The 13428-nt window shown below is 72.3% G+C and carries 12 protein-coding genes and 2 pseudogenes; 8 read left to right on the top strand and 6 right to left on the bottom strand.

The annotated features are described in order from the left end of the window. Positions 1-1124 (top strand): N,N-dimethylformamidase beta subunit family domain-containing protein (locus AB0H81_RS24025; protein WP_358378497.1); only part of this gene is annotated, 1124 nt, incomplete at its 5' end. 370 nt (positions 1125-1494) lie between these two features. Here the strand turns inward: AB0H81_RS24025 and AB0H81_RS24020 are convergent. Beyond that, a pseudogene (locus AB0H81_RS24020) lies at positions 1495-1737 on the bottom strand (Clp protease N-terminal domain-containing protein); the annotation flags it as partial. Positions 1738-1878: 141 nt separating this feature from the next. Then, positions 1879-2136, bottom strand: a pseudogene (locus tag AB0H81_RS24015) (Clp protease N-terminal domain-containing protein); the annotation flags it as partial. Positions 2137-2677: 541 nt separating this feature from the next. Between AB0H81_RS24015 and AB0H81_RS24010 the strand changes: the two are divergent. Beyond that, entirely contained in the window at positions 2678-3703 is a 1026-nt protein-coding gene (locus tag AB0H81_RS24010) for a 6-phosphofructokinase (RefSeq protein WP_358378494.1), read from the top strand. 164 nt (positions 3704-3867) lie between these two features. On the opposite strand, the gene AB0H81_RS24005 is transcribed toward AB0H81_RS24010, so the two are convergent. Continuing rightward, positions 3868-4683, bottom strand: a complete 816-nt coding sequence (locus tag AB0H81_RS24005; protein ID WP_358378491.1) for an MHYT domain-containing protein — start codon at positions 4681-4683, stop codon at positions 3868-3870. Between the two features lie 53 nt (positions 4684-4736). Then, the gene (locus AB0H81_RS24000) at positions 4737-5852 is read right to left on the bottom strand and encodes an MHYT domain-containing protein (RefSeq protein WP_358378488.1); all 1116 of its coding nucleotides are present in this window, start codon (positions 5850-5852) and stop codon (positions 4737-4739) included. A gap of 217 nt (positions 5853-6069) precedes the next feature. Here AB0H81_RS24000 and thiI point away from each other — a divergent pair, with 217 nt between their 5' ends. Continuing rightward, positions 6070-7266: a tRNA uracil 4-sulfurtransferase ThiI gene (thiI, locus tag AB0H81_RS23995; RefSeq protein WP_358378485.1), complete on the top strand. Its 1197-nt coding sequence runs from the start codon at positions 6070-6072 to the stop codon at positions 7264-7266. A gap of 69 nt (positions 7267-7335) precedes the next feature. Here the strand turns inward: thiI and aroF are convergent, their stop codons facing one another. Further along, positions 7336-8367: a 3-deoxy-7-phosphoheptulonate synthase gene (gene aroF / locus AB0H81_RS23990; RefSeq protein WP_358378483.1), complete on the bottom strand. Its 1032-nt coding sequence runs from the start codon at positions 8365-8367 to the stop codon at positions 7336-7338. Positions 8368-8650: 283 nt separating this feature from the next. Between aroF and AB0H81_RS23985 the strand changes: the two genes are divergently transcribed. Together AB0H81_RS23985 and AB0H81_RS23980 are read left to right on the top strand one after the other, a co-directional pair. Next, complete coding sequence (locus tag AB0H81_RS23985; RefSeq protein WP_358378482.1) at positions 8651-9250, top strand: molybdopterin-dependent oxidoreductase; 600 nt, start codon at positions 8651-8653, stop codon at positions 9248-9250. A 111-nt stretch (positions 9251-9361) separates the two neighbouring features. Then, the gene (locus AB0H81_RS23980; protein WP_358378480.1) at positions 9362-10096 is read left to right on the top strand and encodes a LytTR family DNA-binding domain-containing protein; all 735 of its coding nucleotides are present in this window, start codon (positions 9362-9364) and stop codon (positions 10094-10096) included. A 668-nt stretch (positions 10097-10764) separates the two neighbouring features. Here AB0H81_RS23980 and AB0H81_RS23975 read toward each other — a convergent pair. After that, a complete protein-coding gene (locus AB0H81_RS23975; RefSeq protein WP_358378477.1) occupies positions 10765-11607 on the bottom strand; it encodes a deoxyribonuclease IV in 843 nt (280 codons plus the stop codon). Between the two features lie 146 nt (positions 11608-11753). On the opposite strand from AB0H81_RS23975, the gene uraD reads away from it, so the two are divergent. The 3 genes from uraD to pucL are packed head-to-tail and all read left to right on the top strand — an operon-like array spanning position 11754 to position 13426. Next, positions 11754-12263: a 2-oxo-4-hydroxy-4-carboxy-5-ureidoimidazoline decarboxylase gene (uraD, locus tag AB0H81_RS23970; protein WP_358378474.1), complete on the top strand. Its 510-nt coding sequence runs from the start codon at positions 11754-11756 to the stop codon at positions 12261-12263. After that, entirely contained in the window at positions 12260-12559 is a 300-nt protein-coding gene (uraH, locus tag AB0H81_RS23965) for a hydroxyisourate hydrolase (RefSeq protein WP_358378471.1), read from the top strand. Before uraD ends, uraH begins: the two co-directional genes overlap by 4 nt. Then, positions 12560-13426, top strand: coding sequence for a factor-independent urate hydroxylase (gene pucL, locus AB0H81_RS23960; protein ID WP_358378468.1), 867 nt, complete (start codon positions 12560-12562; stop codon positions 13424-13426). It begins immediately after the preceding gene. The last annotated feature ends 2 nt before the right edge of the window (positions 13427-13428 follow it).

Raw genomic sequence — 13428 nt, 5'->3', positions numbered from 1 at the left:
GCGGGGCCGCGGCGGGTGTGGGACGCGGGCCGCCCCCGACCACTGCCGCGGCCATGCCCCCGGCCTCCGCCGCGCCGGGGACCGGCGGGGAGACCGGAAGCCGATCACCTGGAGCGGGCCCGGGAGCCGGCACCGACGGGGACACGGACAGGGGCATGGACCCGGGCACGGGCGCCGGGGCCGCCGGGCCGGTTCCCGGGCGGCGGCATGTCCGGCGGGCCGCGTGGCGCATCGGCGAAGAGGGCGGCGAGCACGAGATCGAGGGGTACGCCGACCGTGTCAGCGTGCTGCCGGGTGAGCGGTTCCGGCTGCTGGTGTCCACGACCGCGCCCGGCTTCACCGCGCGGGCGTTCCGCATGGGCGCGCGGCCGGAGCTGGTGTGGCGGTCGGGGAGTGTCCCGGGTGTGCGGCAGGCCGAGCCGCTCACGGTCGGCGGCATGGTGACGGCCGCCCACTGGAAGCCGTCGCTGACGGTGGACACCACGGGCTGGCGGGAGGGCGCCTACCTGGTGCGGCTGGACGCGTCCACGGGCGGCGGCCGGTACGTGCCGATCACCGTGCGCTCCTCCTCGGCGCGTGGCCGCGTGGTGCTCGTCAACGCGGTCACCACCTGGCAGGCCCACAACCGGTGGGGAGGGCGGGACCTCGCGGAGGGGGGCGGAGAGGCGCCGAAGGTCACCTTCGACCGCCCCTACGACGGGACGGGCGCGGACTTCTTCACCGCCTACGAGCGGCGCGCCGTCGCCGTGGCCGAGCGGAGCGGCGCGCCGCTGGCGTACCTGACCAGCGTGGACCTCACTCCCGGCGCGTTGCGCGGGGCGCTGGCGGTGGTTTCGCCCGGGTGGGACGCGTACTGGTCGCCGGGCATGCGCGCCGCCCTGACACGCGCGGGACAGGGCGGCGCGGACCTGGCCTTCCTCCACCCCGGACCGGGCCGTACCCGCATCGGCCTGTACGGCCGGCTGATCCGCTGCGAGGGCCCGTGCCCCCGCTGGCGCACCCCCGGGCCACCCCGCACCGCCCTCGGCCTCCACGCTCTTCTGCGGCGGGCCACCCGCGGCCCGGCCCCGGGCCCCCGCCTCCTCCCGACCCCGGCCCACGACACCGCCACCCGGACCTCGTGACCGGCACGGGGCCACGGCGCGGCACTGAGCGGCGTCCAGCCGGAACGGGGCCTCGGGCTTCCGCGGTCCCTCGCCCCCGCCCGCGACGCTCGGGCTGACCGGTCCCAACCGGGTCGCGGCCTGAAGGGCACTCAAGGGAACCTCGAACGGGGAGAGCCCGGAGCCGGGGCGAAGAGGCAAGGGGGGCAGGGGGCCGTCATGGGCCCGGCCCTGGCCGCCGGAGCGGTCGCGAATGAGGTGCGGGGGTGGAAGGGGCCTTCGGCGCCTCCGGCGCACCGACGCGGGGCACGGGTGCGGGGTGCGCCCTGGAGGCGCGGAGACATGAGGGCGGGGCGTGGCCGTGGGGGTGAGGGGGAGGCGCTGCGGTGGGTCAGGTGCGGTCGCGGAGGATGCGGGCCAGGCGAGCCTTGATCTCGCGCTCCGCCGCCTCCTTGGTCACGCCGAGCCCTTCCAGCACCACCACGACAGGGGGCGCCGCCGGGCCCTCACCCAGCGACAGCACGCCCAGCAGCACGTGCTCCGTGCCGATGTAGTTGTGCCCGAGCCGTAGCGCCTCGCGCAGCGTCAGCTCCAGCGCCTTCCTGGCCTGAGCCGAGAACGGCGGCCCTCCGGCGGCCCCGGCTCCGGACCCGGCTCCGGGCCCGTCCTCCGGCCCGCCTTCGGTGCCCCCCTCCGGGTGGCCTTCCGCGCCGGCGCCGGGCGCGCTCGCGGAGGCGTCCCCGGCCGTCCCGCCCGCGGGCGTGAAGGCGTCCATCGCCTGGCGCACCGTGCCGGGCGGCCCGCCGAGCGCGTCCATCACCTTCACCGCGAGGCACTCCGGCTCGCTCAGCAGCCCGAGCACGAGGTGCTCCGGCTCGATGTGGCCCGCCCCGCTCCTCTGGGCGAGGGCCTGCGCCGCCACGATGACGGCCCGGGTGCGATCGGTGAAGCGCCCGTACGAGCGCAGGTCCTCGGCGAGCGAGGTCTCCTTGGGCACGAAGCGCTTCTGCGCGGCCTGCTTGGTCACGCCCATGCTGCGCCCGATGTCGGTCCAGGAGGCGCCGGAGTGCCGGGCCTGGTCGACGAAGTGGCCGATCAGGTGGTCGGCCACCTCGCCGAGCTGTTCACCGAGCACGACGGCGTCGGTGAGCTGCTCCAGCGGGTCGCCGTCGGGGTGACGGCTCTTGATCGCGTTGATGAGTTCGCCCAGGCGAACGATCTGATCCATGCGTCAACCATAGGTTGACGATGCCTGGCCGTCAACCTATGGTTGACGCATGGCGGGGACGGATCACGTCCGTGTACTTGAGCACGCGGTTCCGGCGGGAGATCGAGAATGCGACGAAGACCCATGAACGAAGCGGGTTTCGGTGAGCGGCCGGCGCGGGCATGACCTGGGGTGGCAGGGACGGGCGCGAGGCCCTCTCCGGCTTGCCCGGAGGGCCGACACGCTCGTGGAATTCCGCGCCGCGCCGGTCGCCGATCAGTACGCTCCCGTTTGGTCTAGACCAGTGTCCGCGGATGTGGGCACAATGCGATCCTGGTCGTGTGAAGCCCATCGGGAGGAACCCGCCATGCGTATTGGAGTGCTCACCGGAGGGGGCGACTGCCCCGGTCTGAACGCCGTCATCAGGGCTGTCGTCCGTAAGGGAGTGAGTGTCTACGGCCACGAGTTCGTCGGATTCCGTGACGGCTGGCGCGGGCCGCTCGAAGGCGACACCATGCCTCTGGACATCCAGGCCGTACGGGGCATCCTGCCGCGTGGCGGCACCATCCTCGGATCCTCGCGCACCAACCCGATCAAGATCGAGGGCGGCGTCGACCGCATCAAGGACAACCTCGCCTCGGGCGGCGTCGACGCGCTCATCGCCATCGGCGGCGAGGACACGCTGGGCGTCGCCCGGCAGTTGTCCGAGCGCGGCGTCAAGGTCGTGGGCGTGCCCAAGACCATCGACAACGACCTGTCCGGCACCGACTACACCTTCGGCTTCGACACGGCCGTCAACATCGCCACCGAGGCCATCGACCGGCTCCACACGACCGCCGAGTCCCATCACCGGGCGCTGATCTGCGAGGTCATGGGGCGCCACGCCGGGTGGATCGCGCTGCACGCCGGCATGGCGGGCGGCGCCAACGTCATCCTCATCCCGGAGAAGCCGTTCGACATCGACCGGGTCTGCGAGTACGTCGAGTCGCGCTTCCGCACCCGCTACTCGCCGATCCTCGTGGTCGCCGAGGGCGCTCACCCGATCGAGGGGCAGATGGCGCTGCAGGCGGGTGAGCTCGACGCGTTCGGCCACGTCCGGCTGGGCGGCATCGGCGAGGTGCTGGCCAAGGAGATCGAGAAGCGCACCGGCAAGGAGGCCCGCACGACCGTGCTCGGCCACATCCAGCGCGGCGGCACGCCCACCGCGTTCGACCGGGTGCTCGCCACCAGGTTCGGGCTGCAGGCCATCGACGCCGCCCACGAGGGCGACTACGGCATGATGGTCGCGCTGCGCGGCACCGACATCGTGCGCGTCGGCCTCGACGAGGCCACCTCCGAGCTCAAGACAGTCCCGGTGGAGAGGTACGCCGAGGCCGAGGTGTTCTTCGGCTAGCGGACCCCTTCGGCGGCCTGAAAGCCGACTGCAAGCGGCGGGCCGTACCTTCGCGTCCAGGGGGTCATCGACGACCCCCTTCGGGGTACGGCTTGCGCCGCGGCGAGTTGGCGGCCCACTACGCGACGCAAGCCGTACCTAGGGGACGTCCCACGGGGGTGGCGTCATCCACGGGGCGTGCCGAACGAATCCGTTTCCGGCGCGCCCCCTTCACCCCTCAGCATGCGCGCCCGGAACTCCATCTCGGCGCGCACCTCCCGCTCCGACGGCGACAGCAGCACGGCCAGCAGCAGTCCCACGGTCACCACGCTCAGGCCGACGATGAGCGGCACCAGGAAGTCGCCCGCCGCGGCGCCCCCGATGGGCGCCTCCTCGGAGTGCACCTCCACGGCCATGGCGTACATGCCGGTGTAGTGCATCCCGGACACGGCCACGCCCATGACCAGGGCCGCGCCGGTCGTGGGCAGGGCGCCGCGGACGCGCAGCGCGAACCACAGCGCGGCCGTCGCCGCCACCATCGCGATCACCACCGACAGGCCCACGACCAGCGGGTCGTAGGAGACGTGCCCGGCCATGCGCATCCCGGCCATGCCCAGGTAGTGCATGCCGGCCACGCCGAGGCCGGTCAGGACGCCGCCGCCGACGAGGTGCGCGGCGCGCTCGCCGTCGCGGAAGACGAGGAACAGCCCCATGCCCACCACCACGACGGCGAGCAGGGCGGAGGCGGCGGTCAGCGGCAGGTCGTAGTGGACCTCCGTGCCCTCCACGGCGAAGCCCATCATCGCGATGAAGTGCATGGTCCAGATGCCGGTGCCGCCGATGGCCAGCGCGGCGCCCACCAGCCAGTAGCGGCCCTCCTTGCCGCCGATCATGCGCGCTCGCGCGGTGAGCAGCAGGCCGAGCAGAGAGCCGATGCTGGACATGACGTAGGCCAGGACAGGCGTGAGCAACCCGTACGAGAACTGGTCGATCGGCGACATGAGCCCCCCTCAGCAATCCCTGGAGTATCGGGGCTCGGATCGACCGAAATCAACTACCTACGGCGAGATCGTGATCTCTTTCCGGATTGTTGCTGCTGGGGGGCCGGGCCCTGGCTGTCCTGCTGATGCTGCGTGCCGGGCTGGGCGGGGAAGGGGATGACGGGCGCGTCCTGACCGGGCGCCGCCTGGCCGTCGGGATACGGACGGCCGGAGTACGCCGCCCGCTGCGTCCCCGAGGTGAAGGCGCCGGGCGCGGCGGGGTTGTGGGCGTCGGGGGCGAAGGGCTGGTCGGGGACGGGGGCGGCGAACAGCGGCCCTCTCTGCTGCGGGCGCCGCCCGGTGGCGATGGGCGCGGCCTCGGCGAGCGGGGTCTCGGTGAGCTGCTGCCGGTTGCGCCTGCGCATCTCCAGCCGGCGCGTGAGCTCGGCGTCCTCGCTCAGCTCCTGCTCGGAGGGCGACAGGATGACCATGAGCAGCATGGTCAGCGTGATCAGGCTGATCACGGTCATGAGGGGAACCAGGAAGTCGAGCGCGTCGGCGCCGGCCACGACGCCCGGCTCGGGGTCGACCGTGACCATCATCGCGTACATGCCGGTGTAGTGCATGCCGGAGACGGCCACACCCATGATCAGGGCGGCGCCGGCGATCCAGACCGGGCGCGTGACCCGCACGGTGAACCAGAGGGCGACGGTCGCGGCCACCACGGCGATGGCCACGGAGGCGATCACTATCGTGCGGTCGTAGGAGACGTGCGCGGACATGTTCATGGCGTACATGCCGAGGTAGTGCATGCTCGCCACGCCGAGACCGGTCAGCAGGCCGCCGCCGAGCAGCGCGAGCACCCGGCCGCGGCCGTACGAGACGAGGAAGAGGCCGGTGCCGACGACCACGATGGCGACCGCGGCCGAGGCGGCGGTGAGGGGCACGTCGAACCTGATCTGGGTGCCCTCGACCTGGAAGCCCATCATGGCGATGAAGTGCATGACCCAGATGCCCGTGCCTCCGATGGAGACGGCCGCACCGAGCAGCCAGCGCATCCGCGAGGCCCCGCGGGAGGCGCGGGCCTGAGCGGTCAGCCGCAGTCCGAGCATCGAGCCCATGCACGACATCACGTAGGCCAGCACCGGCGTGATGAGTCCATGGGTGAAGTGGTTAACAGCGGAAGACATTCGGTGATGTTCCTTGCATTAGGGGTCACCGGATTGTGCCAGTTGTCCTGTCCTATTCGCATGGATACCCCGACTATCTGTCAACCGGGCGTGTCGGGAACATGAGAGCCACTCACGGCCGCCGCCGGCCGAAGTGACCGTGCCGGCGGCGGACTAAACTCAATGGGTCGCGGTGTTGCCCGCGGTGCGCATCCCTGTCTTCCCCGGAGGTTCCACCATGACGATGTCCGCCCTGGGCGAGCCGTGCGTTCTGCTCAAGCTGGGCGAGATCGTCCTCAAGGGCAAGAATCGCGAGCTGTTCGAGCGGCGCCTGATCGCCAACATCCGCCACGCCCTCAAGGAGCTCGGCCTGGAGCTCGACGTGCGTAAGCGGCACGGCGTCATCGCGATCTTCCTGCCCGCGGGCGCGACCCCCGAGCAGGCCGAGACCGTCGCCCGGCGGGTCGCCGACGTCCCCGGGCTGGTGTGGATCCACCCGGCCTGGCGCGTGGCCAAGGACCCCGACACCGTGCTCAAGGCCGGCCTCGAGCTCGTGCGCGACACCGACGAGGTGCGGCGCGGCGCCCCGTTCGCCGTGCGCTCCCGCCGCCGCGACAAGCGCTTCCCCCTGCGCTCCAACGAGCTCGACCGGCTCGTCGGCGGCGCCATCAACGACGAGTACGGCCTGCCGGTCAACCTCAAGCGGCCCGAGCTGACGGTGCACATCGAGGTCGACCGCGACGAGGTGTTCGTCTTCACCGGCGGGCTGCCGGGGCAGGGCGGCCTGCCGGTCGGCAGCAGCGGCCGGGCGCTCGTGCTCATGTCGGGCGGCATCGACTCGCCGGTGGCGGCCTACCGCATGATGCGGCGCGGCCTCCACGTGGACTTCCTGCACTTCTCCGGCATCCCGTTCACCACCTCCGAGTCGATCTACAAGGCGTACGCGCTGGTGCGCAAGCTCGACCGCTTCCAGGGCCAGTCGCGGCTGTGGGTGGTGCCGTTCGGCAAGGCGCAGCAGTCGATCCGCACCTCCGGCCAGGACCGGCTCGCGGTCATCGCCCAGCGGCGGCTCATGCTCAAGACGGCCGAGGAGGTCGCCCACCGCATCCGCGCCGCGGCGCTGATCACGGGTGACGCGCTGGGCCAGGTCTCCTCCCAGACGCTGGCCAACATCACCGCCCAGGACCACGCCGTCGAGCTGCCGATCCTGCGCCCGCTGGTCGGCTGGGACAAGACGGAGATCATGGCCGAGGCGCGGCGCATCGGCACGCTGGAGATCTCCGAGCTGCCCGACGAGGACTGCTGCAGCCTCCTCGCCCCCAAGCGGGCCGAGACCCGGGCCAAGATCGAGGACCTCAAGCAGATCGAGAAGCGCCTCGACGCCGAGGAGCTCGCCGTCCAGCTCGCCGACTCCATCCAGGAGTACACGCTCTAGACGTCCCCCACAGGCTGGGCGCCCGTCCCCGCAGGGTCGCTACGGCAGGGGACGGGCGAGAGGGACGGGTCAGACGGGCAGGGGCGTCGCGGCGGACTTGCCGAGCAGCGGCGGCAGGTCCCGCATCACCGCGGCCAGCTCGTCCAGGTCGCCGTCCACCAGCGCCTGCGGGCCGTCGCACAGCGCGAGCTCGGGCTGCGGATGCACGTCAATGATCACGCCGTCGGCGCCCACGGCCACGGCCGCGCGCGTGAGCGGCAGCACCAGGTCGCGCCGCCCGCCCGAGTGCGACGGGTCCACGATCACCGGCAGGTGCGACAGGCGCTGCGCGACCGGCACGGCCGAGACGTCCAGCGTGTTGCGGGTGGCCGTCTCGAACGTCCGGATGCCCCGCTCGCACAGCACGATGTCGAGGTTGCCGCGCTGCGCGATGTACTCGGCGGCCATGAGCCACTCCTCGATCGTGGCGCTCATGCCGCGCTTGAGCATCACCGGCTTGCCGGCCTCGCCCACGGCCTGGAGCAGCCCGAAGTTCTGCGCGTTGCGGGTGCCGACCTGGAGCATGTCGGCGTACGAGGCGACGAGCGCCACGTCGTGGGCGTCGACCACCTCGGTCACGACGGGCAGCCCCGTCTCCTCCCGCACGTCGGCCAGGATGCGCAGCCCCTGCTCGCCGAGCCCCTGGAAGGCGTACGGCGACGTGCGCGGCTTGTAGGCGCCGCCGCGCAGCAGCGTCGCGCCCGCCGCCTGCGCCATCCGGGCCGCGCCCAGCGTCTGCTCGGGCGTCTCCACCGCGCACGGGCCCGCGATCAGCGTCACGGTGTCGGGCCCGATCGGCACGCCGCCCACGTGCACGGTCGAGCGCTGCGGATGGTTCTCCCTGCTCACCAGCTTGTACGGGGTGGACACGCGCATCACGTCCCGCACGCCGCTCATGCCGCGCAGGCCCGCGGCGTCGAGCTGGGTGACGTCGCCGACCAGGCCGACGATCGTGCGCCGCACGCCCCGGCTCACGAACGCCTCGACCCCGGCCGACTGGACGACCGTCACGATCGACTCGACGTCCTCCGGCGTGGCCTCCGGGCCCATCACGATGACCATCTGCTCGCTCCTTGTCAGGAAAGTGCTGTTGTCGGGGAAACTGCGGAAAACGCGAAAGGCCCCGGGTCCTGTGGACCCGGGGCCTTTCGTTCGCCTGTCTGCTAGCGCAGCGTCAGATGGCGAACGGACTCGGGTCCGTCGCCATACCAAAACAGGAACGCGGTGCGCATAGGCCGCAATACTAGCGCACCTCCGGGGAACAGGGATCGCACCCGGGCGCGGATCATCCGCGGGCCGGTGGGAGGATGGCCCAGGACCACGAGACCGTGCGAGGGGAGTGCCCGTGGAGCAGTCGCGCCTGCCGCCAGGCCAGTACGTCCCGCGCGGCCGGCCCGTTATCCACTACGGCAGGGTGCCCGCCTTCAAACCCGAGAGCTGGGACTTCCGGGTCTTCGGCGCCACCGCCTCGGGTGAGGAGCACTGCGTCACCTGGCCCGAGTTCGAGCGGCTGCCCCGCACGTCCGTGCTGGCCGACTTCCACTGCGTCACCAAGTGGTCGATCATGGGCAACGAGTGGCGGGGCGTGAGCCCGGCCGCCATCATCGCGGCCGCGCCGCCCGACCCCGGCGTGCGGCACGTGATGATCTGGGCCGAGTACGGCTACGGAGCCAACATCCGGATGTCCGACTTCACGGCCGCCGGCACGCTGTTCGCGACGGAGCTCGACGGCAAGCCGCTCAGCGCCGAGCGCGGCTTCCCGGTGCGCCTGGTGGTGCCCCATCTGTACGCGTGGAAGAGCGTGAAGTGGGTCCGGGCGGTGGAGTACCTGTTAGAGGACCGGCGTGGGTTCTGGGAGGAGCGGGGCTACCACAACGTGGCCGACCCATGGCGGGAGCAGCGCTACTCGTATCAGGAGGAGCCGGGCGAAGGGCCGCCGCCGTAGCCCCTCAGGACGATCGAGGCCGCGCCGCAATCTGGCTCATTGTGGCCAGATCTTTACTCTGGGTTTGCGTATCGCTTGTGACCTTGGCGTTCTTGCGTCAGCGTAGGTGGCATGCTGCGTCTCCTGGCCGTTGACGACGAACTGCCCGCACTGGAGGAGCTGGCATACCTGCTCCGCCAGGACGTCCGGGTCGAGCAGGTGCTGACCGCGTCCGACGGCGTCACCGCCCTCCAGGACATGGTCCAGATGATCGGGGCGGGCGACCGGCTCGACGGGGTGTTCCTCGACATCGAGATGCCCGGTCTGAGCGGGCTGGACCTGGCCCGCCTGGTCGGCGGCTTCCCGAGCCCGCCCAAGCTCGTCTTCGTCACCGCCCACGAGCGGTGCGCGGTGCAGGCGTTCGAGCTGGAGGCCGTCGACTACCTCCTCAAGCCGGTCCGCGCCGAGCGTCTGTCGGAGGCCGTCCGCCGGCTCCAGGCCGCCGCCGTCCCCGTGGTCGATCCCGGCCACGACGACGTGATCCCGGTCGAGCTGGGCGGACGCACCCGGTTCGTGCCCCAGCAGGCCATCTGGTTCGCCGAGGCCAAGGGCGACTACGTGCGGCTGCACACCGTGGACGGCAGCTACCTCGTCCGCATGTCCCTGGCCGCGCTGGAGCGGCGCTGGGCCGAGGCCGGGTTCATCCGGGTCCACCGCAGCACGCTCGTGTCGTCGCGCCACGTGAGCGAGATGCGCTTCGAGGGCGGCAGGGTGACCCTGACCGTGGGCACCGAGACCCTCAAGGTCAGCCGCCGTCACAGCCGCCAGGTCCGCGAGCAGCTCGTCCACCAGCACCGGGGCGGCTAGCCCTCCGGAGCGTCCCGGGTGTGGGCCGGGGGGTGAGCGAGGGCGTCCCCGGTGTGGGCCGGGGGGTGTGAGCGGCGTGCTCGCGTCCGGGGTGGGCGGGTGTGAAAGGCGTGCGCCCCGCACCCGCGCGTTCACCCCCTCCCGCGTGCCCGCGCCTGCCGCTGTGCGCCGGTTCTCGCTGGTCACGGCCCGGTCGCCGGCCAAGGTTCTGTCGTGCCCGCGTGCCCGAGCCCGGCTCCCGTGCCGTTCACGCCCCCGGCATCGGGGCGCGAGCCCCTTGGATGACCGTTCGTCGCGGCAGAAAGACCGCTCGTCCGACGGACACGCTCCGTATGGCGATGACTACAGACCGTTCATCGAGGCATGCGGAAAGCGGGTGTCGGGCGGAAGATCGCGACCGTAGTGTTTCGGCATCGGACAACACCCCGGCGCATCGGGGGAGGAGCCGGGGGGCTCACCGCACGCCTGATGCGCCGGGATCCACCGGTGACCGACCAGGTCACCACGGCCGCCGGGCCCTTGCCGGGGGGTAGGGCCCGTCCGCCGGCCACGTGTAGGGGCGCCCGCCAGGGGGCCGCGAGCCTCTGGCCGCGATCCGCCAATCGGGGGCGCTGGATCGCGCTAGCGGGCGCCCCACACGAGCCGTCCACCCTCCGGGGCCGGGGCGATCAGCCGCCGTCGCGCAGGCTCTTCAGCAGCTCGATGTCGGCCCGGTGCTTGTCGGCCTTGCCCGGGGTCTCGATGCAGATCGGCACACCGGCCACCGCCGGATGGCGCATCAGCGCGGCGAACGGCGCGCTGCCGATCAGCCCCGCGCCGATGTTCTCGTGGCGGTCCTTCTTGGAGCCGCACGCATCCTTGGAGTCGTTGGCGTGGATCAGCTTGAGCCGCCCCTCGGCCAGCTTGTGCAGCTGGTCGAACGTCTCCCGCAGCCCCTCCTCGCTCGTCAGGTCGTGGCCGGCGGCGAAGGCGTGGCAGGTGTCGAGGCAGATCCCGGCCCGCGGGTGCCAGTCGAGCGCCGCGAGGTACGGCTCGATGTCCTGGACGGTGGCGCACAGCATCGCGCCCTGCCCGGCCATCGGCTCCAGCAGCACGTCGGGCCCGCCGTCGGGGATCTCCTCCAGCAGCGGCAGCAGGTGCTCGTGGAGCTGGCGCATGGCGTCGTCGCGCGGCTGCGACACCGCGGAGCCGGTGTGGACCACGACCCCCTTGGCCCCGATCGCCGCGCCGCGCCGCAGCGTGTGGCGCAGGACCGTGATCGAGTTCGCGAGCGTCTCGGGACTGGGCGAGCCGAAGTTCACGAGGTACGGCACGTGGACGAAGGTGTCGACGCCCGACTCGGCCAGCTTGGCGTCCTGGTCGGGCCTGCCTTCGGCCAGCGCCCAGCCGCGCGGGTTGGTGACGAACACCTGGATCATCTCGGCGCCGATGTCGGCCATGTAGGCCAGGCCGCCCTTGGCCAGGCCGCCGGTGACGGAGACGTGCCCGCCGATGAGAGAGCGTGAGGTCATGGTGCACCCAGTTTAGGCGGGACGGCCGACCGTTCCGGCCGCGCGCACGCCTTGGAGCATGCCACGAAAAGTCCTGGCCAACGGCCCGCGCGGTTCGGAGTTCTCGGGGATGGACCGGGAATGACCGGCATGTGTGTACTGCAGGCATGCCCGAAACGCTCACCGCGCTGGCCCGGTTCAACGCGGCGCCCGACGTCGAGGCGGAGCGGGAGCTGCTCTCCTGCTGCGCCTCCCGCGTGTTCGCCGCGGCCGTCGCCGCCGGCCGCCCGTACGAGGACGCGGAACGGCTCGCGGACGCGGCCGAGGCGGCCGTGCGCGGCCTCGGCTGGCCGGACGTGCTGGAGGCGCTGGCGGCCCACCCGCGCATCGGCGAGCGCCCGGCGGGCCCGGGCCGGGAGGCCGCCTGGTCGCGCCGGGAGCAGGCGGGAGTAGCGGAGGAGACCCGGAGGGAGCTCGCCGAGGGCAACCGCGCCTACGAGGACCGCTTCGGCCACGTCTACCTGGTCTGCGCCGCCGGCCTGACCGGCGCCGAGATGCTGGCCAGGCTGCGTGACCGTGTCCGCAACGACGCCGCGGCCGAGCGCTCCGTGGTGCGCGGCGAGCTCGCCGCGATCACCCGCCTGCGGATCGGCCGGCTGCTGGGGGAGGCGTCGTGAGCTTCTCCACGCACGTCCTCGACGCGGTCACCGGCCGGCCCGCCGCCGGGCTCCTCGTACGGCTGGAGCACGACGGCCAGGTGCTCGGCGAGGGCCGCACCGACGGGGACGGCCGCCTCAAGGGCTGGACGCCCAGGGAGGGCGTCAACCGCGTCGTCTTCGACACCGGCGGCTACCTGGCCGACACCTTCTACCCGGAGGTCGTCGTCGCCTTCACCGTCACCGACCCCTCGGCGCACCACCACGTGCCGCTGCTGCTCAGCCCGTACGCGTACTCCACCTACCGAGGGAGCTAGATGGCGATCATCCTGGGGCCCAACCGTTACGGCAAGGCGGAGACCAGGCTCGTCCGCGTCACCAGGGACGGCGAGATCCACCACCTCAAGGACCTCAACGTCAGCACCTCCCTGTCGGGCGACATGGAGGCCGTCCACCTGACCGGCGACAACGCCGCCGTGCTGCCCACCGACACGCAGAAGAACACCGTGTACGCCTTCGCCAGGAAGCACGGGGTGGACCAGATCGAGGACTTCGCGCTGCTGCTGGCCCGGCACTTCACCGGTTCGCAGCCGGCCGTCCGCCACGCCCGGGTGGAGATCGAGGAGTACGCCTGGGACCGGGTCCCCGTCACCGGTCACTCGTTCACGCGCAGGGGCGGCGAGGTGCGCACCTGCGTCGTCCACCACGACCGTGACGGCCGCGTCAGCGTCGTGTCGGGGCTGAAGGACCTCGTCCTGCTCAACACGACCGGCTCGGAGTTCCACGGCTACGCGGTCGACGAGTACACCACGCTGCCGCCCGCCACCGACCGCGTGCTCGCCACCGCCGTCCACGCCCGGTGGCGGCACGCCGGTGACACCCCCTCGTACGGGGACTCGTACGCCCGCGTGCGTGACCGCCTGGTGGCGGCGTTCGCCGGCACGCACAGCCTCTCGCTCCAGCAGACCCTGTACGCGATGGGGGAGCGGGCCCTGGCCGAGTGCCCCGAGATCTGCGAGGTCCGGCTGGCGCTGCCGAACCGGCACCACTTCGCCGTGGACCTGTCGCCGTTCGGCCTCGACAACGACAACGAGGTCTTCAACGCCGCCGACCGCCCCTACGGCCTCATCGAGGGGACCGTGCTGCGCGACGACGCGCCCGAACCCGGATTCGCCTGGGAGTAGCG

The organism is Nonomuraea sp. NPDC050691, assembly GCF_040654455.1.
Taxonomy (GTDB): domain Bacteria; phylum Actinomycetota; class Actinomycetes; order Streptosporangiales; family Streptosporangiaceae; genus Nonomuraea.
The sequence above is the reverse complement of the archived record's forward strand: the minus strand, read 5'-3'. Positions and strand labels throughout refer to the sequence as shown.

Bases quoted from the DNA above. Each gene is read 5' to 3' on its own strand.
- AB0H81_RS24010 (WP_358378494.1), top strand. From the start codon at position 2,678: ATGCGTATTGGAGTGCTCACCGGAGGGGGCGACTGCCCCGGTCTGAAC.
- AB0H81_RS24005 (WP_358378491.1), bottom strand. From the start codon at position 4,683: ATGTCGCCGATCGACCAGTTCTCGTACGGGTTGCTCACGCCTGTCCTG.
- AB0H81_RS24000 (WP_358378488.1), bottom strand. From the start codon at position 5,852: ATGTCTTCCGCTGTTAACCACTTCACCCATGGACTCATCACGCCGGTG.
- thiI (WP_358378485.1), top strand. From the start codon at position 6,070: ATGACGATGTCCGCCCTGGGCGAGCCGTGCGTTCTGCTCAAGCTGGGC.
- aroF (WP_358378483.1), bottom strand. From the start codon at position 8,367: ATGGTCATCGTGATGGGCCCGGAGGCCACGCCGGAGGACGTCGAGTCG.
- AB0H81_RS23980 (WP_358378480.1), top strand. From the start codon at position 9,362: ATGCTGCGTCTCCTGGCCGTTGACGACGAACTGCCCGCACTGGAGGAG.
- AB0H81_RS23975 (WP_358378477.1), bottom strand. From the start codon at position 11,607: ATGACCTCACGCTCTCTCATCGGCGGGCACGTCTCCGTCACCGGCGGC.
- uraD (WP_358378474.1), top strand. From the start codon at position 11,754: ATGCCCGAAACGCTCACCGCGCTGGCCCGGTTCAACGCGGCGCCCGAC.
- pucL (WP_358378468.1), top strand. From the start codon at position 12,560: ATGGCGATCATCCTGGGGCCCAACCGTTACGGCAAGGCGGAGACCAGG.